Below are 17386 nucleotides of genomic sequence, written 5' to 3'. Positions count from 1 at the left end.
TACACCGTCACCCTCACCGCCGCCGCCTGAACACATCACACGCCACCCCGGACCGGCCACCGGCCCGGCACCCCCACCTGCCCAAACACCCCACCATGGCCAAGCTTCTATTTTCCGGTCAGAGCAAAGCGGCGCGCACCCCCAGGTCAGACCACGGAACAGACCTCGATCCCGGCACCTCCTAGAGGCTGTGGGCCTCGATGTCGCCGCGCATGGTGGTGGCCCGGATCTCGAGCCCGGCGCTGCCGTCGTTCTGGAGGGCGTTGCGGACGCGGCCGTAGCTGGTGCCCGCGTCCAGGGTGGCCGATGTGCCGGCGGCGGCGCCGATCGAGATGCTGCCGTCCATGGTGGTGAGCACGACCGCGCCACGCGCGGCCTCGGTGATCCGGATGTCGCCGCGGTTGGTGCTGATCTCGGCGGGACCGGTGAGCCGGCCGACCTCGACGTCGCCGTCGATCGCGGTGATGCGGACGCCGGCGGCCTCGTCGATCTTGATCTGGCGGTACGCGCCCTCGAACGCGACCTCGCCGAGCCGGCCGACACCCCGCAGCTCGGCGGCGGCGGACTTGCCCTCGACGCGGGACCCGGCCGGCACCTGGACGGTGACCTCCACCGAGCCGGACGGGCCGAAGAGCTCACGTCGGGGCTCGGGGGTGTCGACCCGCAGCACGCTGTCGGCAAAGGCGACCGTGGTCCGCTCGGCCGCCTCCACGTCACGGCTCTTGCCGGGGTTGGCGGGGCGCACGTCGACGGTGGTGTCGCTGCGGGTCGCGGCGATCACCTGGACCCGCCCGGCGGCGAGGTGGATGACGGCCGTGACCGGGGTGGGGGTGTCGAACTTCTGCATCGCGGTCTCCCTCATTGTTTCCGACATGAGAAACGCTACGTTGCTTTCCAGATTCCGACAACATACTGATCGGCATATCCGCTGTTCCAGCCCATTATTTCGTTGCAACAGGTCGGACGAGTAACGCAACATTGCATTGCAATGGCGGGTGGTGAACGCTATAGTCGCCGGGTACCGGAAGGAGACCGCGATGCCCGGAGGCCGGCTGACCCAGCAGGAGCGCCACCAGATCGCCGTGGGGCTGGCCGACAGCCTCGCCTACGCCGAGATCGCCCGGCGGCTCGGCCGCCCGACCTCGACGATCACGCGCGAGGTGATGCGCAACGGCGGCCCCAACGCCTACCGTGCCGACCTGGCCCACCGTGCCACCGAGCGCCGTGCGCACCGCCGTCGTCCGGCGACGCCGAGCGCGGCGCCGCCGGTGCTCGGGCGCAACGCCGAGGCCATCGCGGAGTACGAGGAGAATCTCACCACCGTCCTCATGGCCTCTGGCTTGCCCAAGATGTCGGCCCGCGTGCTGACCTGCCTGTTCACCACCGACGCCGGCAGCCTCACCGCGGCCGAGCTGGCGCAGCGGCTGCAGGTCAGCCCGGCGTCCATCTCCAAGGCGATCGCGTTCCTGGAAAGCCAGAGCCTCGTCCGCCGCCAGCGCGACGAGCGCCGCCGCGACCGCTACCTGGTCGACGACGAGCTCTTCTATCAGGCGACGCTGGCCAGCGCCCGGGCCAACGACCAGCTCGTCCGGGCCGCCCGCCAGGGCGTCGCCATCCTCGGCCCGCACACCCGGGCCGCCGCCCGCCTGGAAAACATCGCCCGCTTTCTCGACTTCATCAGCGAGAGCATCACCCGCGCCGCCACCCAGGTACGCGAGGTCCTGCACACCGGTCCCGCCGATCCAGCCGGTCCCGCCCGTGCCGAGTGACGCGATCCGGCGGGCCTACGGGTCCGTTGTCGACCTCTACATCGAGCTGTTCGGCACGACCGAGCTGACCCACGCCGACGACCTCGCCTTCATCGCCGCGCATCTGGGCGGCGTCCGCGGCCCGGTGCTCGATCTCGGCTGCGGGCCCGGCCACCTCACCGGTTACCTGCGCACCCTGGGCGCCGACGCGAGCGGCATCGACCTGGTTCCCGAGTTCATCGCGCACGCGCGCGCCACCGACCCCGGTGGCGATTACCGCGTCGGCTCGATGGACGCGCTCGATGCCGCCGACCACTCCGTCGGCGGCATCCTGGCCTGGTTCTCGCTGATCCACCGCCGCCCGGCGGAGGTCGACGGCGTGCTGAGCGAGTTCCGCCGGGTGCTGGCGCCGGGCGGTGCCCTGGTGGTCGGCCTGTTCGAGGGCGACGCGGTCGAGCCCTTCGACCACAAGGTGGCGTCGGCCTACCGCTGGCCCGCCGACGAGTTCGCGGCGCGGCTGGCGAGGGCGGGCTTCGCCGAGGCCGGCCGCGCGCGCCGGATCGCCGAGGGCACCCACCGCCCGCTCGTCGCGCTCGCCGCCCGCGCCGCTTAGATCGCCAGGACGCCTGGCTGCCCGCGCCGCTCGGATCGCCCGCGCCGCCTTACGGCCCGCGCCGCCTGGCGGCCGGTGCGCCGGTGCGGTGGGGCGGTGGGCGGTGGAGCGGCGGGGCGGGCATAGTGGCACCGTGACCGCGCCGTCCTGCCCCGTCGAGACCCGCCTCTACGAGAACGGCCGGGCCATCGCCGAGGACTTTCCCGCCGAGCAGGTGCCCGACATGCTGGCCCGGCACCCCGAGGCGGTGCTCTGGCTCGACCTGTACCGCCCGAGCCCGGCCGACCTGACCGTGGTCGCCGAGGAGTTCCACCTGCACCCCCTCGCCGTCGAGGACGCCACCCAGGACCACGAGCGCCCGAAGCTCGACCGCTATCCCGACCACCTGTTCCTCAACGTGTACGCGGTGGACGTCTCGACCAAGCCGGAGGAGCCGCCGTTCGGCAAGACCGAGATCAGCGCGTTCGTCACCGGGCGGGCGCTGATCACGGTGCGCAAGGCGCCTAGCGACACCGCGAAGTTCATCGAGCGCTGGGACGCCGACGCCAAGCTGAACGCGGCGGGCGGCGTCGGCTTCCTGCTGCACGGGCTGCTCGACGAGGTGGTCGATGGACACGTCGCCGCCGCGGAGGAGCTGGACGTGGCGATGGACGGCGTCGAGGACGCGCTGCTCGAGGAGGGCGGCGCGCCGCGCGAGGTGCGCATGCACGGCCTGCGGCTGCGCAAGACGGTGGCGGCGCTGCGCCGGGCGGTGGAGCCGATGCCGGAGCTGGTCGCCCAGGCGATGCGGCCCGAGCTGGCGCTGGTCGACGAGCACCTGGCGCCGTACTTCCGGGACGTCGAGGACCACTCCCGGCACGCGAACGACCAGGTCGAGCACCTGCGCGAGCGGATCGAGAGCCTGTTGCAGGCGGACCTGGCCGAGCAGGGCAACGTCCTCAACGACATCACCCGCAAACTGGCGGCGTGGGCCGCGGTGATCGCCGTCCCGACCGCGCTGACCGGCTACTTCGGACAGAACCTGCCGTATCCCGGCTTCGCGAAGACCTGGGGATACGTGCAGAGCCTGGTCCTCATCGCGGTGTCGGCCGGCGGCCTCTACTGGTACCTGCGACGGCGCCACTGGCTGTAACCTGCCGGGTGACTTCGCGGGGGAGGTGGCATGCTGGCCTTGGTCTTGAGCGCCGTCCGCAGCCGCCGCGCCCAGGTGCTGACCGTCCTCGTCCTCACCGCGCTGGCCACCGCCGTGGCCGCGGCCGGGCCGTGGTTCGCGATCGCCGGCAGCGCCCGGGCCGCCGAGGCCGATGTCGCCGCCGCCGCGGCCGGCGATCGCACCATCTCGATCCGCAAGATCATCGAGACCGGCGGCGACCCGGCCGGCGCCGTCGACCAGTTCGCCGCCAACGCCCGCGGGCTGGTCCCGCTGCCGGCCACCGACCCGGTCAGCGGCCTGACGCTGCCGCTGATCATCAGCCGCGGCGGCCAATCCCCGACCATGGCCATCGCGTACCGCGAGGACGTCTGCGACCACCTGCGCCTCGACGGCCCCTGCCCGGCCGTCCGGGGCGAGGCGGCGATCAGCGTGCACACGGCCCAGCAGCTCGGCCTCGGCCGCGGCGGCCGGGTGGAGCTGCGCCGCCAGCCCGACTCGCAGCCACTTGCGCTGCGCGTCGTGGCCACGTATTCGCTCGACGACCCGGCCGGCGCGTACTGGAGCAACCCGCTGTTCGTGGCGGACGCCGGCCTCGACCCGGCCTTCACCACGATCGACACCTTCGCGGACGAGGAGCTCGGCGACCCCACGGTCAGCTACGACGTGCAGGTACCCGACCGGCTGATCCGCGGCGACGACGGCTACGACCTGGCCGGGGTGCTCCGCAAGGCCGACTACGATCTGGGCCGGCAGGGGCTGCGGCTGGTCAACACGGGCGGCGCGCTGCTGCGCACGATCGCCCGCGACCGCGAGGCCATCCGCCAGGGCGTGCTCGTCGCGGTCCTGCAGGTGCTGGTGCTCGCCTGGTTCGCGATCGGGCTGGCCGGCCAGTACACCGGGCGGGACCGGCGCGGTGACGCGGCCCTGCTCAAGCTGCGCGGCAGCGGCCGCGGTGCGATCGTGCGCCTGGCCTGGGGACAGCACCTCGTGCCGCTGGTGCTGGGCGCGCTCGCCGGCCTGCCGCTGGGCTACCTGCTGGCCCGGTGGCTGGCGGGCCCGGTCGGCCCCGAGCGGCAACCGGCGGCGCTGGCGTTGTCGGCCGCGGCGGCCGCGAGCGTGCTGGCCGGCGGCCTCGCCGTGCTCGCGCTGATCGAGCTGGTGGCCCTGCGCCGCCCGGTCTCCGACCTGCTGCGCGAGGTCAGCGGCGGGCGTGGCGGCTGGCGGGCCGGGCTCGCCGACGTGCTGCTGCTCGCGGTGGCGGTGTCCGCCGTCTATCAGGCCCGGTCCGGCGTCGCCGAGGGGCTCGCGCTCGCCGCGCCCGCGCTGGTGGCGCTGGCGGTGGCGCTGCTGGTGGCCCGGCTGCTCGGGCGGATCGCCGACCGGGGCGGCGGCGTGGCCGTGCGCACCGGCCACCTGCGGCTGGGTCTGACCGCCGTGCAGGTGTCCCGCCGGCCCGGCGGCGACCGGGTGTTCGCGCTGGTGGTGGTCGCGGTCGCGGTGTTCGCCACGGCCGTGGGCGGCTACGCCGGCGAGCGTACGGCCCGGGCGCAGCGCAGCGGCGCCGAGCTGGGCGCGGCCCGAGTGCTGACCGTGCGGGCGCCCAACCGCACCGCGCTGCTGACCGCGGTGCGGGCCGCCGATCCGGCCGGCGACCAGGCCATGGCGGTGACGGTCGACCGCACGAGCAACCCGCCGGTCCTGGCCGTCGATAGTGGACGCCTCGCCGCGATCGCGCGCTGGCGGCCCGAGTACGGCCCGATCGAGGCCCTGCCCACCACCGCCGGCCCCGAGCCGTTGCCCCGGATCACCGGCGGCCGGCTCGCGGTGCGGGTCAGCCACCGGGGCACGGCGCCGATGGAGCTGACGCTGATGCTTCAGCACGAGGGCACGGGCGCGCCGGTGCCGGTGTCGTTCGGGCGGGTGGGCACGGGGGAGCGGACGCTCGAGGCACCGGTCGCCGGCTGCGCCGCCGCACCGGGCTGCCGCATCTTGCGCTGGGATGTGCACGGTCCGGAGCCCATTTCCGTACGGGGACTCCAGCAGCTCGATCCGCCCGGCGTGATCCTCGACCCGGCCCGCCTCGCCGACATCGCCCGGTGGCGGTCCGGCACGACGGGCGTGGCGCTCGACCTGACCGCGGCCGGCGGCGCGCTCACCCTGGCCCTCGACGCCGGCCAGGACCGGCTCCAGGAACGCGGCACCACCGCGTACGCCGTCGACACCGTCCTGCCGCTGCCGGTCGTGCTGGCCGGCGCCGCCCCGGAGGGCTGGCAGTTCGGCGAGCCCACCCTGCTCTCGCTCGGCAGCGAGCCCACCCCGGTGCGGGTGGTCCGCACGGTCGCCGCGCTGCCGGTGGTCGGCCGCGGCGGGGTGCTCGCCGACCTCGACGCGACCCGGCGGGTGATCGGCGACGCCACCCCGCCCGGCGAGTTCCAGGTGTGGCTCGCGCCCGGCGCCCCGCCCGGCATCGTCGGCGCGCTGACCCGGGCGGGCCTCACCGTCGCCACCGACGAGACGGTCGGCGACCGCACCGCCCACCTCGCCGGCCAGGCGCCAGCGGTGGTCACCCGCTTCTCGCTGATCGCCGGGGCGGTCGTGCTGCTGCTCGCGGCGGCGGCCGTCGGGGTGGCCGGCACGGTGGACCGCCGCTCCCGGCTCGAGCAGCTGCGGGCGCTCCGCGTGCAGGGGCTGCCGGGGCGGGTCGCGGTCGTCACGGCGTACGCGGGAATCGCCGCACCGATTCTCGCCGGCCTCGCCGCCGGTCTCGCCTCGGCCGCGCTCGCGCGGCCGCTGGTGCGCATCACCCTGCCGCCCTTCACCGACGGCTGGGACGTGCTGCCCGCGCCGAGCGCGCTCGGTCTCGCCCCGCTCGCCCTCGCCGGCCTGATCGCGCTGCTCGCGCTGGGCCTGACCGGATGGCTCGCGGTGCTGCCGCTGACCCGCCGCCTGCGCCGCGAGGCGGGCCGATGATCCGCCTCGTGCTGTCCATGGTCTGGATCCGCCGTGGGCAGTCGCTGACGCTCGCGCTGCTCGCTCTGCTCGCGGTGGCCGCCGCGGTCGCCGCCCCGGCCTACCTCGCCGCCGCCGACCGGGCCGTCGCCGCCGGGCAGATCGCCACCGCCACCCCCGCCGAGCGCGGCATCGTGCTCAGCTCCGGCCAGGACGACCGGGGCGGCAACAACGGCAATCCCGACTTCAGCAACGTCGGCGCCGCCCTGGCCGGCCTGCCCGGCTTCGAGTACCGCTACTCCGCCGAGTTCCCGGCCATCGGCATCGAGCCCGACAACGTCATCCCGTCGCGGGTCGTCTTCCGCCAGGACGCCTGCGGCCACCTGCGCATCGTCACCGGCCGCTGCCTGATCGGCGAGGGCGAGGCGATCCTCGGCGCCGAGACCGCGAGGCGCGCCGGGCTCGCGGCCGGCGACGCCGTCACGCTCACGTTCGCCAAGAGCAACAACGACGACCACAACCCGCAGTACGTCCCCGACGGCCAACCCAAGCGGCTGTACGTGGCCGGGACGTACACGGTGCCGCAGCCCGGCGACGTCTACTGGGGAACGCACGGCTACTTCACCGCCGTGCCCGGCCACGGTCCCGGCGAGCCGGTCTTCATCGGCGCGGCCACGCTCGCGGTCATCGACCGCGGCCGCACCGAGAAGGCGATCGACGGCACCGCCGGGCCGCAGGCGTTGAACGTCGACCGGCTGCCGCAGCTGCGCGCCGGCCTGGAGCGGCTCAAGTCGCAGGCCGCCCAGCTCGGTCCGACCGTGCAGATCAACACGGACCTGCCGTTCCTGCTCGACCGCATCGACGGCGGCCGCGGCAACGCCCGCCTGCTCGTGCCGGTGCTGGCCGTGCCGCTGGTGCTGCTCGCCTGCTTCAGCATCTTCCTGGCGGCCGGCTACGGCGCGCAGGGCCGGCAGCCCGAGCTGGCGATCGTCGCGCTGCGCGGCACCCGCTGGTGGAACCGCTGGTGGCTGGCGACCGGGGAGAGCCTGATCGCGATCCTGGCCGGGGCCGCGGCCGGCTGCGTCGCCGGTCAACTGCTCGTCGACGCCGTGGCCGCCGCCCGCTTCCCCGGCGTGGGCGTGGCCGCCGGCTGGTCGTCGCTGCGGTACGCCCCGATCGCCGCCCTGGCCGCCGGCGCCGCCGCGGTCCTGGCCCAGCGCCGTCAGCTGCTGAGCCCGGTCGCCACCCTGCTGCGCCGCAACCCGACCCGGGCCGGCCCGCGCGCGGTCGCGGTCGAGGCCGTCGTCGTGCTGCTCGCCCTGGTCAGCGGTATGCAGCTGGCGGTCTCCGGCGGCGAGCTGGCCGGCGTCGCCCTGTTCGCCCCGGCGTTCGGCATCCTGGCCCTGTCGCTGCTCGCCGCCTGGGCCCTGCTGCCGGCGGTCACCGCCTACGCCGGCCGGGCCCTCGGCACCGGCCGGCTCGGGCCGGCGCTCGCCGCCTTCCAGCTGTCCCGCCGCCCCGGTGCGCAACGGCTCTTCGCGCTGCTGGTCGCGACGGTCGCGGTGGCCGGGTACGCGGCGTGCGCGGTCGACGTCGGCGCGCGCGGGCGCGAGGTGCAGGCGAGCCTGGGCGTGGGCGCCGAGCGGGTGCTGAGCGTCGACCCGGTGCACCGCAGCCGGCTGCTGAACGCGGTCGAGCAGGCCGACCCCGGCGGCCGGTTCGCCATGGCGGTGGTGCGGCTGCCCAGCTCGTCCGCCGAGGAGTCGCTGGGCCTCGCCGTCGACACGCGGCGGCTGGAAACGGTGGCGTCGTGGCCGGGCGGCGGACCGTCCGCGCGCGAGGTGGCCGCGCGGCTGCGGCCCCCGGCGGCCGAGCCGATGGTGCTGCCGGGCCAGGATCTCGCGGTCGACGTGACCACCACCGGGATGACCAAGGGCAAGGAGCTGAAGCTGCTCGTGGCGGTCTCCTCGGCGGCCGGCCTCGGCGGCGAGGTGGTCGACTTCGGCACCCTGCGGCCCGGGCGCAGCAGTTATCAGCAGCGGGTCGCGGCGTGCCGGCAGAAGTGCCGGCTCAACGGCATCCAGCTCACGATCGCCACCACCGCCATCGGCATCACCGGCCGCGTGGTGATCCACTCGCTCGGGCCGGCCGGCGGCCTTCCGCTCGCCGACCCCGCGCGCTGGCGGGTCGGGGAGGTCGGCGCCATCGCGGCCGAAGCCGGCGGCCTCGCCATCGACGCGACCGCGCCGGGCGGCCTCCCGGCCGGCGTGTGGGTCAAGCCGGTCGACGCGCCGTCGCCGTTGCCCGCCGCGTACGCCGGGGCGAGACCGCCCGAGGACCGGATCACCGGGCTGGACGGCAAACCCCTCACGGTGCGGCCGGTCGACCGGCTGCCCGCGGTGCCGCGCATCGGCGATCGGGCGAGCATGGTCGACCTCGAATACGCCGACCGGCTGGCGGCGGACGCGGCCGTCGCGGTCGACCCGCAGGTGTGGCTCAACGAGCAGGCGCCCGCCGACATCGTCGACCGGCTGGCCACGCAGGGCCTGACCATCACCGGGGACACCAGGTCGGAGCAGGTGCGCGAGCGGCTCGCCGAGCAGGGGCCGGCCCTGTCGCTGTCCTTCTACTACCTGGCAGCCGGCCTCTCCGTGCTGCTCGGGGCGGGCGCGCTGGTGCTCGCGGCGGCGGTCGACCGGGTGCGCCGCGTCGAGGATCTGTCCGCGCTGCGCGCGCAGGGGCTGCGGCGCCAGGTCGCGGGCCGGGCCACGCTGTGGACGTATCCGGTGCTGGTCGCGGTCGCGGCGGTGGCCGGCGTGCTGACCGCGCTGGCCGTGTGGGGGCTGACCGGGTGGGCATTGCCGCTGGCCGGGGCCAGCCCGCCGCCGTTGCCGCTGCCCGGGTGGCCGCGCTTCGTCGTCGTGCTCGCCGCCGGGGGTGCGGTCCTGTCGGTGCTGGCGGCGGTGGCCGCCGCGACCGGGCGAGACCTGCACCGCCGCATCGAGCCGCGACCCGCATCGATTCGCTCCGGTGCGGGGCCCGCTCCGGCGCGCTCCGTCCCGCGACCCGCGCCGGGGCACCCCCGTTCGCGGTCCGCGCCTAATCTCGAAACGCACCTGCCCGCAGCGACGCTAGGAGACGAACGTGAAGACACTGACCGTTGAGGCCGCCGACCTCGCCTGGGACGGTGGCCCGCCGGTGCTGACCGGCGTCACGGTCACCGCCCGGCCCGGCGAGATCCTGGCCGTCACCGGCACCTCGGGCGCGGGCAAGACCACGCTGCTCAGCGCGATGGCGGGGCTGCTGCCGCCGGTCGGCGGCAAGGTGCTGATCGACGACGAGCCGCTCGGCGACCGCGACCACGCCGTGTCGCTCGGGGTGGTGCTGATCCCGCAGGACAACGGGCTGGCCGCGATCCTGACGGCGGCCGAGAACATCTCGGTCGCGGTGATCGCGACCGGTGGCACGCCCGCCGAGGCGCGCCGGCGGACCGCGGAGGCGCTCGAGCCGCTCGGCCTGTCCGGGCAGGCGAACCAGCTGATCGAGGAGCTCTCCGGCGGTCAGCAGCAGCGGACGGCGATCGCGCGGGGGCTGGCGCTGCGGGGTGACGTCCTGCTGGCCGACGAGATCACCAGCGAGCTGGACGCGGCCAACCGGCAGCGGGTCATCGAGCTGCTGCGGGCCGAGGCGACGCGCGGGGCGGCGGTGGTCTTCGCGACGCACGACCCGGAGGCGGCCTCGGCCTGCGACCGCGAGCTGCATCTGGTCGACGGCGAGGCGACCTGGGCGCGCCCCTGAGCGGCGCGCGCTAGACACCTTTTGTGATCAAGGTCTGGCCGGTGTTGGTGGAGATAGACCTGTTCCGGTGAGGTAGCCGTCGATCAGACGGGTGCGGTATTGCATGCGTTTGAGGCGGTTCTTCACCGCGGCGGCGAGGCCGGTGGCGGTGTGCACGGCGAGGTTGGCCAGGCTGCCTTTCATCGTCGACCAGACCTTCTCGACCGGGTTGAGCTCGGGCGCGTACGCGGGTAGCTCATAGACGCGCAGCCACGACCGGGCAGCCATGGCCGCCCGGATGGCGGGGGTCTTGTGCAGCGACAGCCGGTCCCAGACCAGCACGATCGGGGCCTGCAGCTGCTGGTGAGCTGCGTCCAGCAGCCGGATCAGGTCCGGCTCCCGGAAGCCTTTGGGTTCGCCCTTGCGGCCGCGATACAGCAGGGTGCGATAGATCAGCCGGGAGCGTTCGCCGGGCCGGTAGCAGCACAACCCGGCCACCGAGACCCGCACGGTGCCCTTGGCGGTGACCTTGAGAATCGGCGTTTGCCCTTTGGGCGCCCAGGTGGTGGCCTTGTGCGCCTTCAGCGTCTGGCCACACTCGTCGGCGAACACGATCCAGGCGGACGTGCGGGCGGCGACTCTTTTACCGCCGGCCACTGGTACCGGCGCCACCGGGCGATCGCGGCCTCGTCCCGCTCGATCGCGCGGTGGATTGGCAGCTGCGGGGTGTAGCCGAGCCGGCGCATCGCCTGCCACGCCGTGGTGATCCCGACCCGCAGACCGAACATCGTCGCGATCAACGCCACCACCCGGGCCAGAGTCCAGCGCTGGTCCTCGCCGTAGCCGGCCGCAGCCGGACCCTGTTCCAGCCGCGCCTTGAGCCGGGCCAACTGCTCGTCGGACAGTTTCGGGTCCGGCCCCGACGGCCCTTTCGAGGCCAGCGCCTGGGCGCCGCCGGCGACCCACGCCCGCCGCCACTGATACGCGGACTTCGTCGACACCTCCAGCACAGCGGCGACCTCGACCGCCGACTTCCCGTCAGCGAACATCTGCGCCGCTTGCTGCCGCACCCGCTCACGCCGTGCCCGTTCTGCCTGGTCAAGACCACCGCCATCGCCGTATCGCATACCGATCAGCAGAGCCGACACGGACCTACCGCGACGATCACCCTCAAGCGTCACAGTGGATCTGCGCCAGACCCCCAACCCGAAAGGTGTCTAGCGTGGCGCCGCGCGGCCGGTGGCTCTGTCAGGCGGCGTGGTCGGTGCCGCCGGGGACCAGGGTGACCTCGCCATCGATGTGCTGGACCGTGAACAGGGTGCCGGGCGGGTAGCTGCCCAGCACCTCGGGCGGCAGCTGCACCGTGCCGTCGCCGGCGACCACGGCGAAGTCCTGGCCGTCGCGGCCCTCGGCGCCCACCCGGCCGTCGCGGATGGTCACCGCGCGGCCCAGGCGCGCGCCCACCTCGTTGTCGTGGGTGACCACCACGATCGTGGTCTGGCGTTCGGCGTTCACCGTCTCCATGGCCGCCAGGACCTCGTCGCGGCCGGCGGTGTCGAGGCGGCTGGTGGGCTCGTCGACCAGCAGCAGGCCGGGGCCGGTGGCGATGCCCACGGCCAGCGCGGCGCGCTGCCGGCCGCCAGGGGTCAGGTCGGCGAGGCGCTGGCGGCCCTGGCCGGGCAGGCCGACGAGGTCGAGGATGCGGTCGGGGTCGTCGAGCTTGATGCCGCGGGTGTGCGCGGCCCGGCGCTGGGCGAGCCAGATGTTGCGGTGCAGGGACGCGTACGGCAGAAGGTTTCGCGAAGCGCCCTGCAGGACCACACCGATCTCGGTGCCTCGCAGCCGGGAGATCTCGCCGTCGGAGAGCTTGCCCATGTCGTACGTGCCGATGTTGATGCGGCCGGCCGACGGCCGCATCAGGCCGGCCAGCAGCGCGATCAGCGTGGATTTGCCGGAGCCCGAGGGGCCGACCAGCGCGAGCGTCTCGCCCGGCGCGATGGACAGGTCGACGCCGGCGAGCGCGACGACGTCGCCGGCCTCGGCTCGATAGATGTGCACGACCCGGCGGCAGGCCACGGCAAGTCCGTTCATGCGCCCACGCTAGCGGCTACTCGGGCAACGCGTCGTCCCACATCCCGGCGAGCCATCGCTGCAATCCGATGAAACCCCGCGGCGCGAGGGCGTAGAGGTTGCGGGTGCCCGCGCTCTCGTGCACGACGAGGCCGGCGCCCTCGAGCACCTTGAGGTGTTTGCTGACCGCCGGACGCCCCACCGGCAGCGCGGACGCCAGCCTGCCGACCGGCGAGGGCCCGTCGGCGCGCAGCCGCTCGACGATCCGGCGGCGGGTCGGATCGCCCAGCGCGTCCAGCGCGACTTCCCATTGGTCGCTCATGAGTAACGGTTACTGTAGGGGAACCGAAGGTCGCCCGCAAGTGTCCGGCGCCGGGCTTCTAGGGTGATGCCCGTGCGCGACATCGCCGTTTTCTCCGGATCCGCCCATCCCGAGCTCGCCGCCGAGATCTGCCTGCATCTGGGCGTGCCGCTGATGCCCACCCGGACCTCCCGCTTCGCCAACGACTGCATCGAGGTGCAGCTGCAGGGCAACTGCCGGGAGCGGGACGTCTTCCTCATCCAGCCGCTCGTTCCGCCCGTACAGGAAAATCTGGTGGAACTGCTTTTCATGCTCGACGCCGCGCGGGGTGCGAGCGCCGGGCGGATCACCGTGGTGCTTCCGCATTACGCGTACGCGCGCAGCGACAAGAAGGACGCGCCGCGCATCTCGATCGGGGGCCGCCTGGTCGCCGATCTGCTGACCACGGCGGGCGCCGACCGCGTGCTCGCGATGACGCTGCACGCGCCGCAGGTGCACGGCTTCTTCAGCATTCCGGTCGACCATCTGCACGCCCTGCGCGAGCTGGCGACACACTTCCGCGGCTACGACCTCAGCAACACCGTGGTCGTCTCGCCCGACCTGGGCAACGCCAAGGAGGCGGCGGCGTTCGCCCGGATGCTCGACATCGACGTAGCGGCCGGCGCGAAGCAGCGCTTCGCCGACGACAAGGTGGTGATCAGCTCGGTCATCGGCGACGTCACCGACCGCGACGTGATCGTGCTCGACGACGAGATCGCGAAGGGCAGCACCGTCTTCGAGTTGCTGGCCCGGCTGCGGGAGCGCAACGTCCGCAGCGTGCGCGTGGCGTGCACGCACGGCCTCTTCGCCGGCGACGCCGTCCGGCGGCTCTCCGACGAGAAGGAGATCGAGGAGATCGTCTGCACCAACACGGTCCCGATCCCCGACGCGAACCGCACCGGCAAGCTGACGATCCTCTCGGTCGCGCCGGCCCTGGCCGAGGCGATGCGGCGAATCCACAACGGCGAATCGGTCAGCGCATTGTTCGCCTGACGTTGTTCGCCCGGAAACCCGTCAACTCACCGCCGAGCGGGCCAGGGCCACGGTGGCGGCGTCCTCGGCCAGCGCGGCCGGGAGATCGAGGCCGTGCCGGCCGGCGAGGGCGCGCCAGCCCGCGCCGGCGTAGCTCGCGGCGTAGGCGGCCGCGCCCGCGACAGCCGCCGGCAGGAGCACCGAGCGGCCCTGGCGGTGCGCGTAGATGGCGGCGGACAGCGCGCCGATGACGACCCGGCCGGCCAGCGGCGCCGGGGCCAGGCGGCTCGGGGTGCCCGGCAGCTTGTCGACGACCAGTTCGCCGAGCGCGGCGAGCCGGGCGGCGACGCGCAGCGTGCCGCGATCGGCCAGGGCGGCCAGCGGGGTGACGCTGCGCCCGCCGGCCGCCGCGCCGAGGGCCGCGGCCCGAAGCAGGATGCTCATGACGGCTACTTCTCCGCGGAGCCGGGCTCGGCCATCTTGCGGTGCATCTCGGCCTTCATGCGGTCCGGCATCACCTTCGCCGCGACGCCCTGGGCCTTGGTCTTCAGGGAGCCGGCCACGACCTTCTGCTTCTCCTTGAGCATGGCCTCGAAGCCCTGCTTGGCGACGTCGGCGGGGTCGTCCTTCTCGCTCGCGCCGACCTTGGTGTCCGCCATCTCGGCGCGGTGGAAGAAGTTCGTCTCGGTGGGGCCGGGCATCAGCGCCGTCACGGTCACGCCGGTGTCCTTCAGCTCGGCGCGGATCGCCTCGGCGAAGGACTGCACGAACGACTTCGAGGCGTTGTAGACCGCCTGGTAGGTGCCGGGCATGGTGGCGGCGATCGACGAGGTGAACAGCACCTGGCCGTGGCCCTGCTTCACCATGCCGGGAAGCACGCGCTTGGCCAGGTGGACGGTCGAGGTGACGTTCACGTCGATCACGTTGAGCTCGTCGGCCAGCTCGGTGTCGCGGGTGAAGTCGCCGCCGATGCCGCGGCCGGCGTTGAGGGCGATCGCGTCGATGTCCCGGCCGGTCTCGAGGATCGCCGCGTACACCTGCTCGACCCCCTCGTAGGTGGCCAGGTCGGCGCGTACGGGAATGACCTGGTTGTCGCCGTCGCGGCGCAGGTCGGCCGCGGCCTGCTCGACGGCGGCGTCCTCGGCGGCGATCAGCAGGTCGTAGCCGTGCGCGGCGAACTGCCGGGCCAGCTCGAAGCCGATCCCGCTGGACGCCCCGGTCACCACGGCGAATTCATTGGTCGCAGTTGTCATACGGATCGGGATGCCCCGACGGCGTGGCCTTAATCCGGATGTGGCCCGGTCGACCGTGACCGTGCGGGACTGCCCGGTGAGCGGGGGACGGGGAGGGCGTCCCGACCCCCGCTCCGGTCCAAACGGACGGATTGGTGTATCTGGGAACCGGTGTCACGCGTTAGGCAGCGGGCCTCCCTTCATTAGCGGGGATCGATGTTGGGAGCGCTCCCAGACGACTGTAGCGGTACGCCGGGGAGTTGAACAGAGGTCGTCACGTGGTTGCCGAACAGGTGACCGTCGGGGTGCTGGGCGTGCCCGACGCGAGGAAGCCGAAGGTGGCGCTTCCGCCCGCGCTCAGGCTGCCGTTGTAGCTGACATTCGTGGCGGTCAGGACGTTGCCGCTGATCGAGGAAGTCGCGTTCCAGGTCTGCTGGACGCTCGGCGCGTTCGGGTACGTCAGGCGTACGGTCCAGCTCTTGATGGCCGACGATCCCGCCTTGACCGTCACGTCCGCCTGGTATCCGCCGGACCACTGGCTGGTCAGCGCGTACGTGGCCGAGCAGGCGCCGGTGACCGGGGGAGTCGTGGTGGGTGGGGTCGTCGGCGTGGTGGTCGGCGGCGTGGTGGGCCGCGTCGTGGGGGGCGTGGTGGGCGGGGTCGTCGGCGGCGTGGTGGGCGGCGTCGTCGGGTTGGTGCCGCCGCCGAAGTCCACGTCGCTGCACCAGTAGTACGACTGGTCGAGGTGGCTGGCCTGCCAGATCGTGTAGATGATGGCCCGGCCGGTCCGGCCGCTCAGCGACACCGGGATGTTGAGCTGGACGCCGCTGTCGACCGGGGTCCACTGCGACGCCGGGGTGTTGCCGACGACCGCGACCCGGGTCAGATCCGACCACTTGAGCGCGGTCGTCGCCGGGTTGAAGCCCGGGTTGGTGACGTAAATCCAGAAGTAGTCGGCGCCGTGCGACGCCTGGTCGAACACCTGCATGGTGAAGTTGTTGCTGATCGACGTGGCCTTCCAGTTGCCGACCGTGTCCAGCGCGTTGTAGCGGCCGCTCTGCGTGCGGCCGCCGCTGCACAGCTGGCCGTCCGGGATCGCGCCCTGGTGGTTGCCGGCCACGCCCTCGCGGAAGAGGCCGTTCCAGTTCCACATGGCGCTGGGATCGGCCTGCCACGCCTGCCAGCACATCGGGTCCTCGGTGGCCATGACCGGGTCCTGGAACCGGCTGCCCCAGCGCTCGAAGCAGCCGTAGTTGCGGGACGCCGGGCTGATGACGTTGCCGTGCGCCTGGGCCGGCGCGGACGGCAGGGCCACGACCGCGATCGCGGCGACGAGAGCGCCGGTGACGGCGCTGACGAGTAGTTTTCTGATCTTCATGAGGGCTCAGTGCTCCGTCGAATGAGCGGCCCCGGTGGACGGGGCCTGGTCATGGGGGAATCGGCGAAGGCTGCCCTCGGCCTTCACCCGGCGCGTGACCCGGTGGTGACGCCAACCATCCCTGCTGAATTGACATCTGTCAATGCTGAGGGGATACGGGGACGCGCCGGACGTGCAAGTTGCGCGAGAATGCCCCGGAGGCGTCGCGGCACCGGGGCCGCGTCAGCTCGCCGGGTGCTGCCAGGAGGTCCGCCAAGATGTCGGAGCGTGACGCCGCGGATCTGCTCCGCGACGCCAAACGGGTCGCCGTCTTCACCGGCGCCGGGATGTCCGCCGAGTCCGGAATTCCCACTTTCCGGGACGCGCTGACCGGTCTCTGGTCCCGTTTCGACGCCAAGACCCTCGCGACGCCCGAGGCGTTCGCCCGAGATCCGGCACTCGTCTGGGGCTGGTACGAGTGGCGCCGCGCCGAGGTCGAGCGCGTCCGGCCCAACGCCGCGCACGACGCCGTGGCCGCGATCGAGGCCCACGTGCCCGGCACGGTGGTCATCACCCAGAACGTGGACGACCTGCACGAGCGTGCCGGCTCGCGGGCGCCCATCCACCTGCACGGCAGCCTGTTCGCCCCGCGCTGCTCCGCCTGCGCCCAGCCCGCGCCCCCGCCGATCGGTACCGCGCCGAGCGCTCCCGGGCCGGGCGCGGCGCCGGCGCCGCGCACTCCCGAGCCGGCCCCGGTGACCGGTGGGCCGGCCGCGCTCGACGGGGAGCGGGACGGCCGGCGGAAGCCGCCGGAGTGTGCGCACTGCGGCGCGCATGTGCGGCCCGGGGTGGTCTGGTTCGGCGAGGAGCTGTCGACCGAGGCGCTCTCCGCCGCCACCGAGGCCGCGTTCGGGTGCGACCTGCTCTTCACCGTCGGCACCTCCGGCCTGGTCTATCCGGCCGCCGAGATTCCCTACGTGGCGGCCCGCTCCGGCGCCGCGGTGGTGCAGATCAACCCCGAGCCGACCGCCCTCGACGCGGTCGCCGACGTCAACCTGCGCGGCCCCGCCGCCCGCATCCTCCCCGACCTGGTCGCCCGCGCCTGGGGCCCGCCGTAGTTCCCGATGCCACCGGGCGGCCGGTGGCCGTCGAGCGACCGCGCCGGGCGCGCGTAG

Annotated in this window: 16 protein-coding genes; 8 read left to right on the top strand and 8 right to left on the bottom strand. The window is 73.8% G+C overall.

Annotated features, from left to right (window positions below):
* Window positions 1-181: 181 nt before the first annotated feature.
* Window positions 182-847 (bottom strand): DUF4097 family beta strand repeat-containing protein, encoded by a 666-nt coding sequence (locus tag ACFQS1_RS35465; protein WP_378976469.1) that lies wholly within the window; start codon window positions 845-847, stop codon window positions 182-184.
* Between the two features lie 190 nt (window positions 848-1037).
* Here ACFQS1_RS35465 and ACFQS1_RS35460 point away from each other — a divergent pair, with 190 nt between their 5' ends.
* From ACFQS1_RS35460 to ACFQS1_RS35435, 6 genes are all read left to right on the top strand, one after another.
* On the top strand, window positions 1038-1769 hold the full coding sequence (locus ACFQS1_RS35460) for a helix-turn-helix domain-containing protein (RefSeq protein WP_378976467.1): 732 nt from the start codon (window positions 1038-1040) through the stop codon (window positions 1767-1769).
* On the top strand, window positions 1759-2361 hold the full coding sequence (locus ACFQS1_RS35455) for a class I SAM-dependent methyltransferase (protein WP_378976465.1): 603 nt from the start codon (window positions 1759-1761) through the stop codon (window positions 2359-2361). Before ACFQS1_RS35460 ends, ACFQS1_RS35455 begins: the two co-directional genes overlap by 11 nt.
* Window positions 2362-2494: 133 nt before the next feature.
* Window positions 2495-3493, top strand: coding sequence for a magnesium transporter CorA family protein (locus ACFQS1_RS35450; protein WP_378976463.1), 999 nt, complete (start codon window positions 2495-2497; stop codon window positions 3491-3493).
* A 30-nt stretch (window positions 3494-3523) separates the two neighbouring features.
* Entirely contained in the window at window positions 3524-6484 is a 2961-nt protein-coding gene (locus ACFQS1_RS35445; protein ID WP_378976461.1) for an FtsX-like permease family protein, read from the top strand.
* The gene (locus ACFQS1_RS35440; protein WP_378976460.1) at window positions 6481-9627 is read left to right on the top strand and encodes a hypothetical protein; all 3147 of its coding nucleotides are present in this window, start codon (window positions 6481-6483) and stop codon (window positions 9625-9627) included. Before ACFQS1_RS35445 ends, ACFQS1_RS35440 begins: the two co-directional genes overlap by 4 nt.
* On the top strand, window positions 9608-10261 hold the full coding sequence (locus ACFQS1_RS35435; protein ID WP_378976459.1) for an ABC transporter ATP-binding protein: 654 nt from the start codon (window positions 9608-9610) through the stop codon (window positions 10259-10261). Before ACFQS1_RS35440 ends, ACFQS1_RS35435 begins: the two co-directional genes overlap by 20 nt.
* A 27-nt stretch (window positions 10262-10288) precedes the next feature.
* Here the strand turns inward: ACFQS1_RS35435 and ACFQS1_RS35430 are convergent, their stop codons facing one another.
* The 4 genes from ACFQS1_RS35430 to ACFQS1_RS35415 all read right to left on the bottom strand — a co-directional run bounded on the left by ACFQS1_RS35430 (window position 10289) and on the right by ACFQS1_RS35415 (window position 12632).
* Window positions 10289-10852: a transposase gene (locus ACFQS1_RS35430; protein WP_378976457.1), complete on the bottom strand. Its 564-nt coding sequence runs from the start codon at window positions 10850-10852 to the stop codon at window positions 10289-10291.
* Window positions 10822-11388, bottom strand: coding sequence for a winged helix-turn-helix domain-containing protein (locus ACFQS1_RS35425; RefSeq protein WP_378976455.1), 567 nt, complete (start codon window positions 11386-11388; stop codon window positions 10822-10824). The genes ACFQS1_RS35430 and ACFQS1_RS35425 overlap by 31 nt, the downstream gene beginning before the upstream one ends.
* Window positions 11389-11488: 100 nt before the next feature.
* On the bottom strand, window positions 11489-12331 hold the full coding sequence (locus ACFQS1_RS35420) for an ABC transporter ATP-binding protein (protein ID WP_378976453.1): 843 nt from the start codon (window positions 12329-12331) through the stop codon (window positions 11489-11491).
* 16 nt (window positions 12332-12347) lie between these two features.
* Complete coding sequence (locus ACFQS1_RS35415; protein WP_378976451.1) at window positions 12348-12632, bottom strand: ArsR/SmtB family transcription factor; 285 nt, start codon at window positions 12630-12632, stop codon at window positions 12348-12350.
* A gap of 72 nt (window positions 12633-12704) precedes the next feature.
* Here ACFQS1_RS35415 and ACFQS1_RS35410 point away from each other — a divergent pair, with 72 nt between their 5' ends.
* The gene (locus tag ACFQS1_RS35410) at window positions 12705-13643 is read left to right on the top strand and encodes a ribose-phosphate diphosphokinase (protein WP_378976449.1); all 939 of its coding nucleotides are present in this window, start codon (window positions 12705-12707) and stop codon (window positions 13641-13643) included.
* A gap of 21 nt (window positions 13644-13664) precedes the next feature.
* On the opposite strand, the gene ACFQS1_RS35405 is transcribed toward ACFQS1_RS35410, so the two are convergent.
* The 3 genes from ACFQS1_RS35405 to ACFQS1_RS35395 form a co-directional block, all read right to left on the bottom strand.
* Window positions 13665-14066 carry a hypothetical protein gene (locus tag ACFQS1_RS35405; RefSeq protein ID WP_378976447.1) on the bottom strand — a complete coding sequence of 134 codons (402 nt, stop codon included), beginning with the start codon at window positions 14064-14066 and terminating at the stop codon, window positions 13665-13667.
* Between the two features lie 5 nt (window positions 14067-14071).
* Window positions 14072-14875 (bottom strand): SDR family NAD(P)-dependent oxidoreductase, encoded by an 804-nt coding sequence (locus ACFQS1_RS35400; protein ID WP_378976445.1) that lies wholly within the window; start codon window positions 14873-14875, stop codon window positions 14072-14074.
* 253 nt (window positions 14876-15128) lie between these two features.
* Window positions 15129-16232, bottom strand: coding sequence for a lytic polysaccharide monooxygenase auxiliary activity family 9 protein (locus ACFQS1_RS35395; RefSeq protein ID WP_378976443.1), 1104 nt, complete (start codon window positions 16230-16232; stop codon window positions 15129-15131).
* Between the two features lie 257 nt (window positions 16233-16489).
* Between ACFQS1_RS35395 and ACFQS1_RS35390 the strand changes: the two genes are divergently transcribed.
* Entirely contained in the window at window positions 16490-17329 is an 840-nt protein-coding gene (locus tag ACFQS1_RS35390) for an SIR2 family NAD-dependent protein deacylase (protein ID WP_378976441.1), read from the top strand.
* The last annotated feature ends 57 nt before the right edge of the window (window positions 17330-17386 follow it).

This window comes from Paractinoplanes rhizophilus, from assembly GCF_042664765.1.
GTDB classification, from domain to species: domain Bacteria; phylum Actinomycetota; class Actinomycetes; order Mycobacteriales; family Micromonosporaceae; genus Actinoplanes; species Actinoplanes rhizophilus.
The sequence above is the reverse complement of the archived record's forward strand: the minus strand, read 5'-3'. Positions and strand labels throughout refer to the sequence as shown.

What these genes read in the sequence shown, in the direction of transcription:
- ACFQS1_RS35390 (WP_378976441.1), top strand. Translation starts at nt 16,490, where the DNA reads ATGTCGGAGCGTGACGCCGCGGATCTGCTCCGCGACGCCAAACGGGTC.
- ACFQS1_RS35415 (WP_378976451.1), bottom strand. Translation starts at nt 12,632, where the DNA reads ATGAGCGACCAATGGGAAGTCGCGCTGGACGCGCTGGGCGATCCGACC.
- ACFQS1_RS35400 (WP_378976445.1), bottom strand. Translation starts at nt 14,875, where the DNA reads ATGACAACTGCGACCAATGAATTCGCCGTGGTGACCGGGGCGTCCAGC.
- ACFQS1_RS35395 (WP_378976443.1), bottom strand. Translation starts at nt 16,232, where the DNA reads ATGAAGATCAGAAAACTACTCGTCAGCGCCGTCACCGGCGCTCTCGTC.
- ACFQS1_RS35440 (WP_378976460.1), top strand. Translation starts at nt 6,481, where the DNA reads ATGATCCGCCTCGTGCTGTCCATGGTCTGGATCCGCCGTGGGCAGTCG.
- ACFQS1_RS35465 (WP_378976469.1), bottom strand. Translation starts at nt 847, where the DNA reads ATGCAGAAGTTCGACACCCCCACCCCGGTCACGGCCGTCATCCACCTC.
- ACFQS1_RS35460 (WP_378976467.1), top strand. Translation starts at nt 1,038, where the DNA reads ATGCCCGGAGGCCGGCTGACCCAGCAGGAGCGCCACCAGATCGCCGTG.
- ACFQS1_RS35445 (WP_378976461.1), top strand. Translation starts at nt 3,524, where the DNA reads ATGCTGGCCTTGGTCTTGAGCGCCGTCCGCAGCCGCCGCGCCCAGGTG.
- ACFQS1_RS35420 (WP_378976453.1), bottom strand. Translation starts at nt 12,331, where the DNA reads ATGAACGGACTTGCCGTGGCCTGCCGCCGGGTCGTGCACATCTATCGA.
- ACFQS1_RS35405 (WP_378976447.1), bottom strand. Translation starts at nt 14,066, where the DNA reads ATGAGCATCCTGCTTCGGGCCGCGGCCCTCGGCGCGGCGGCCGGCGGG.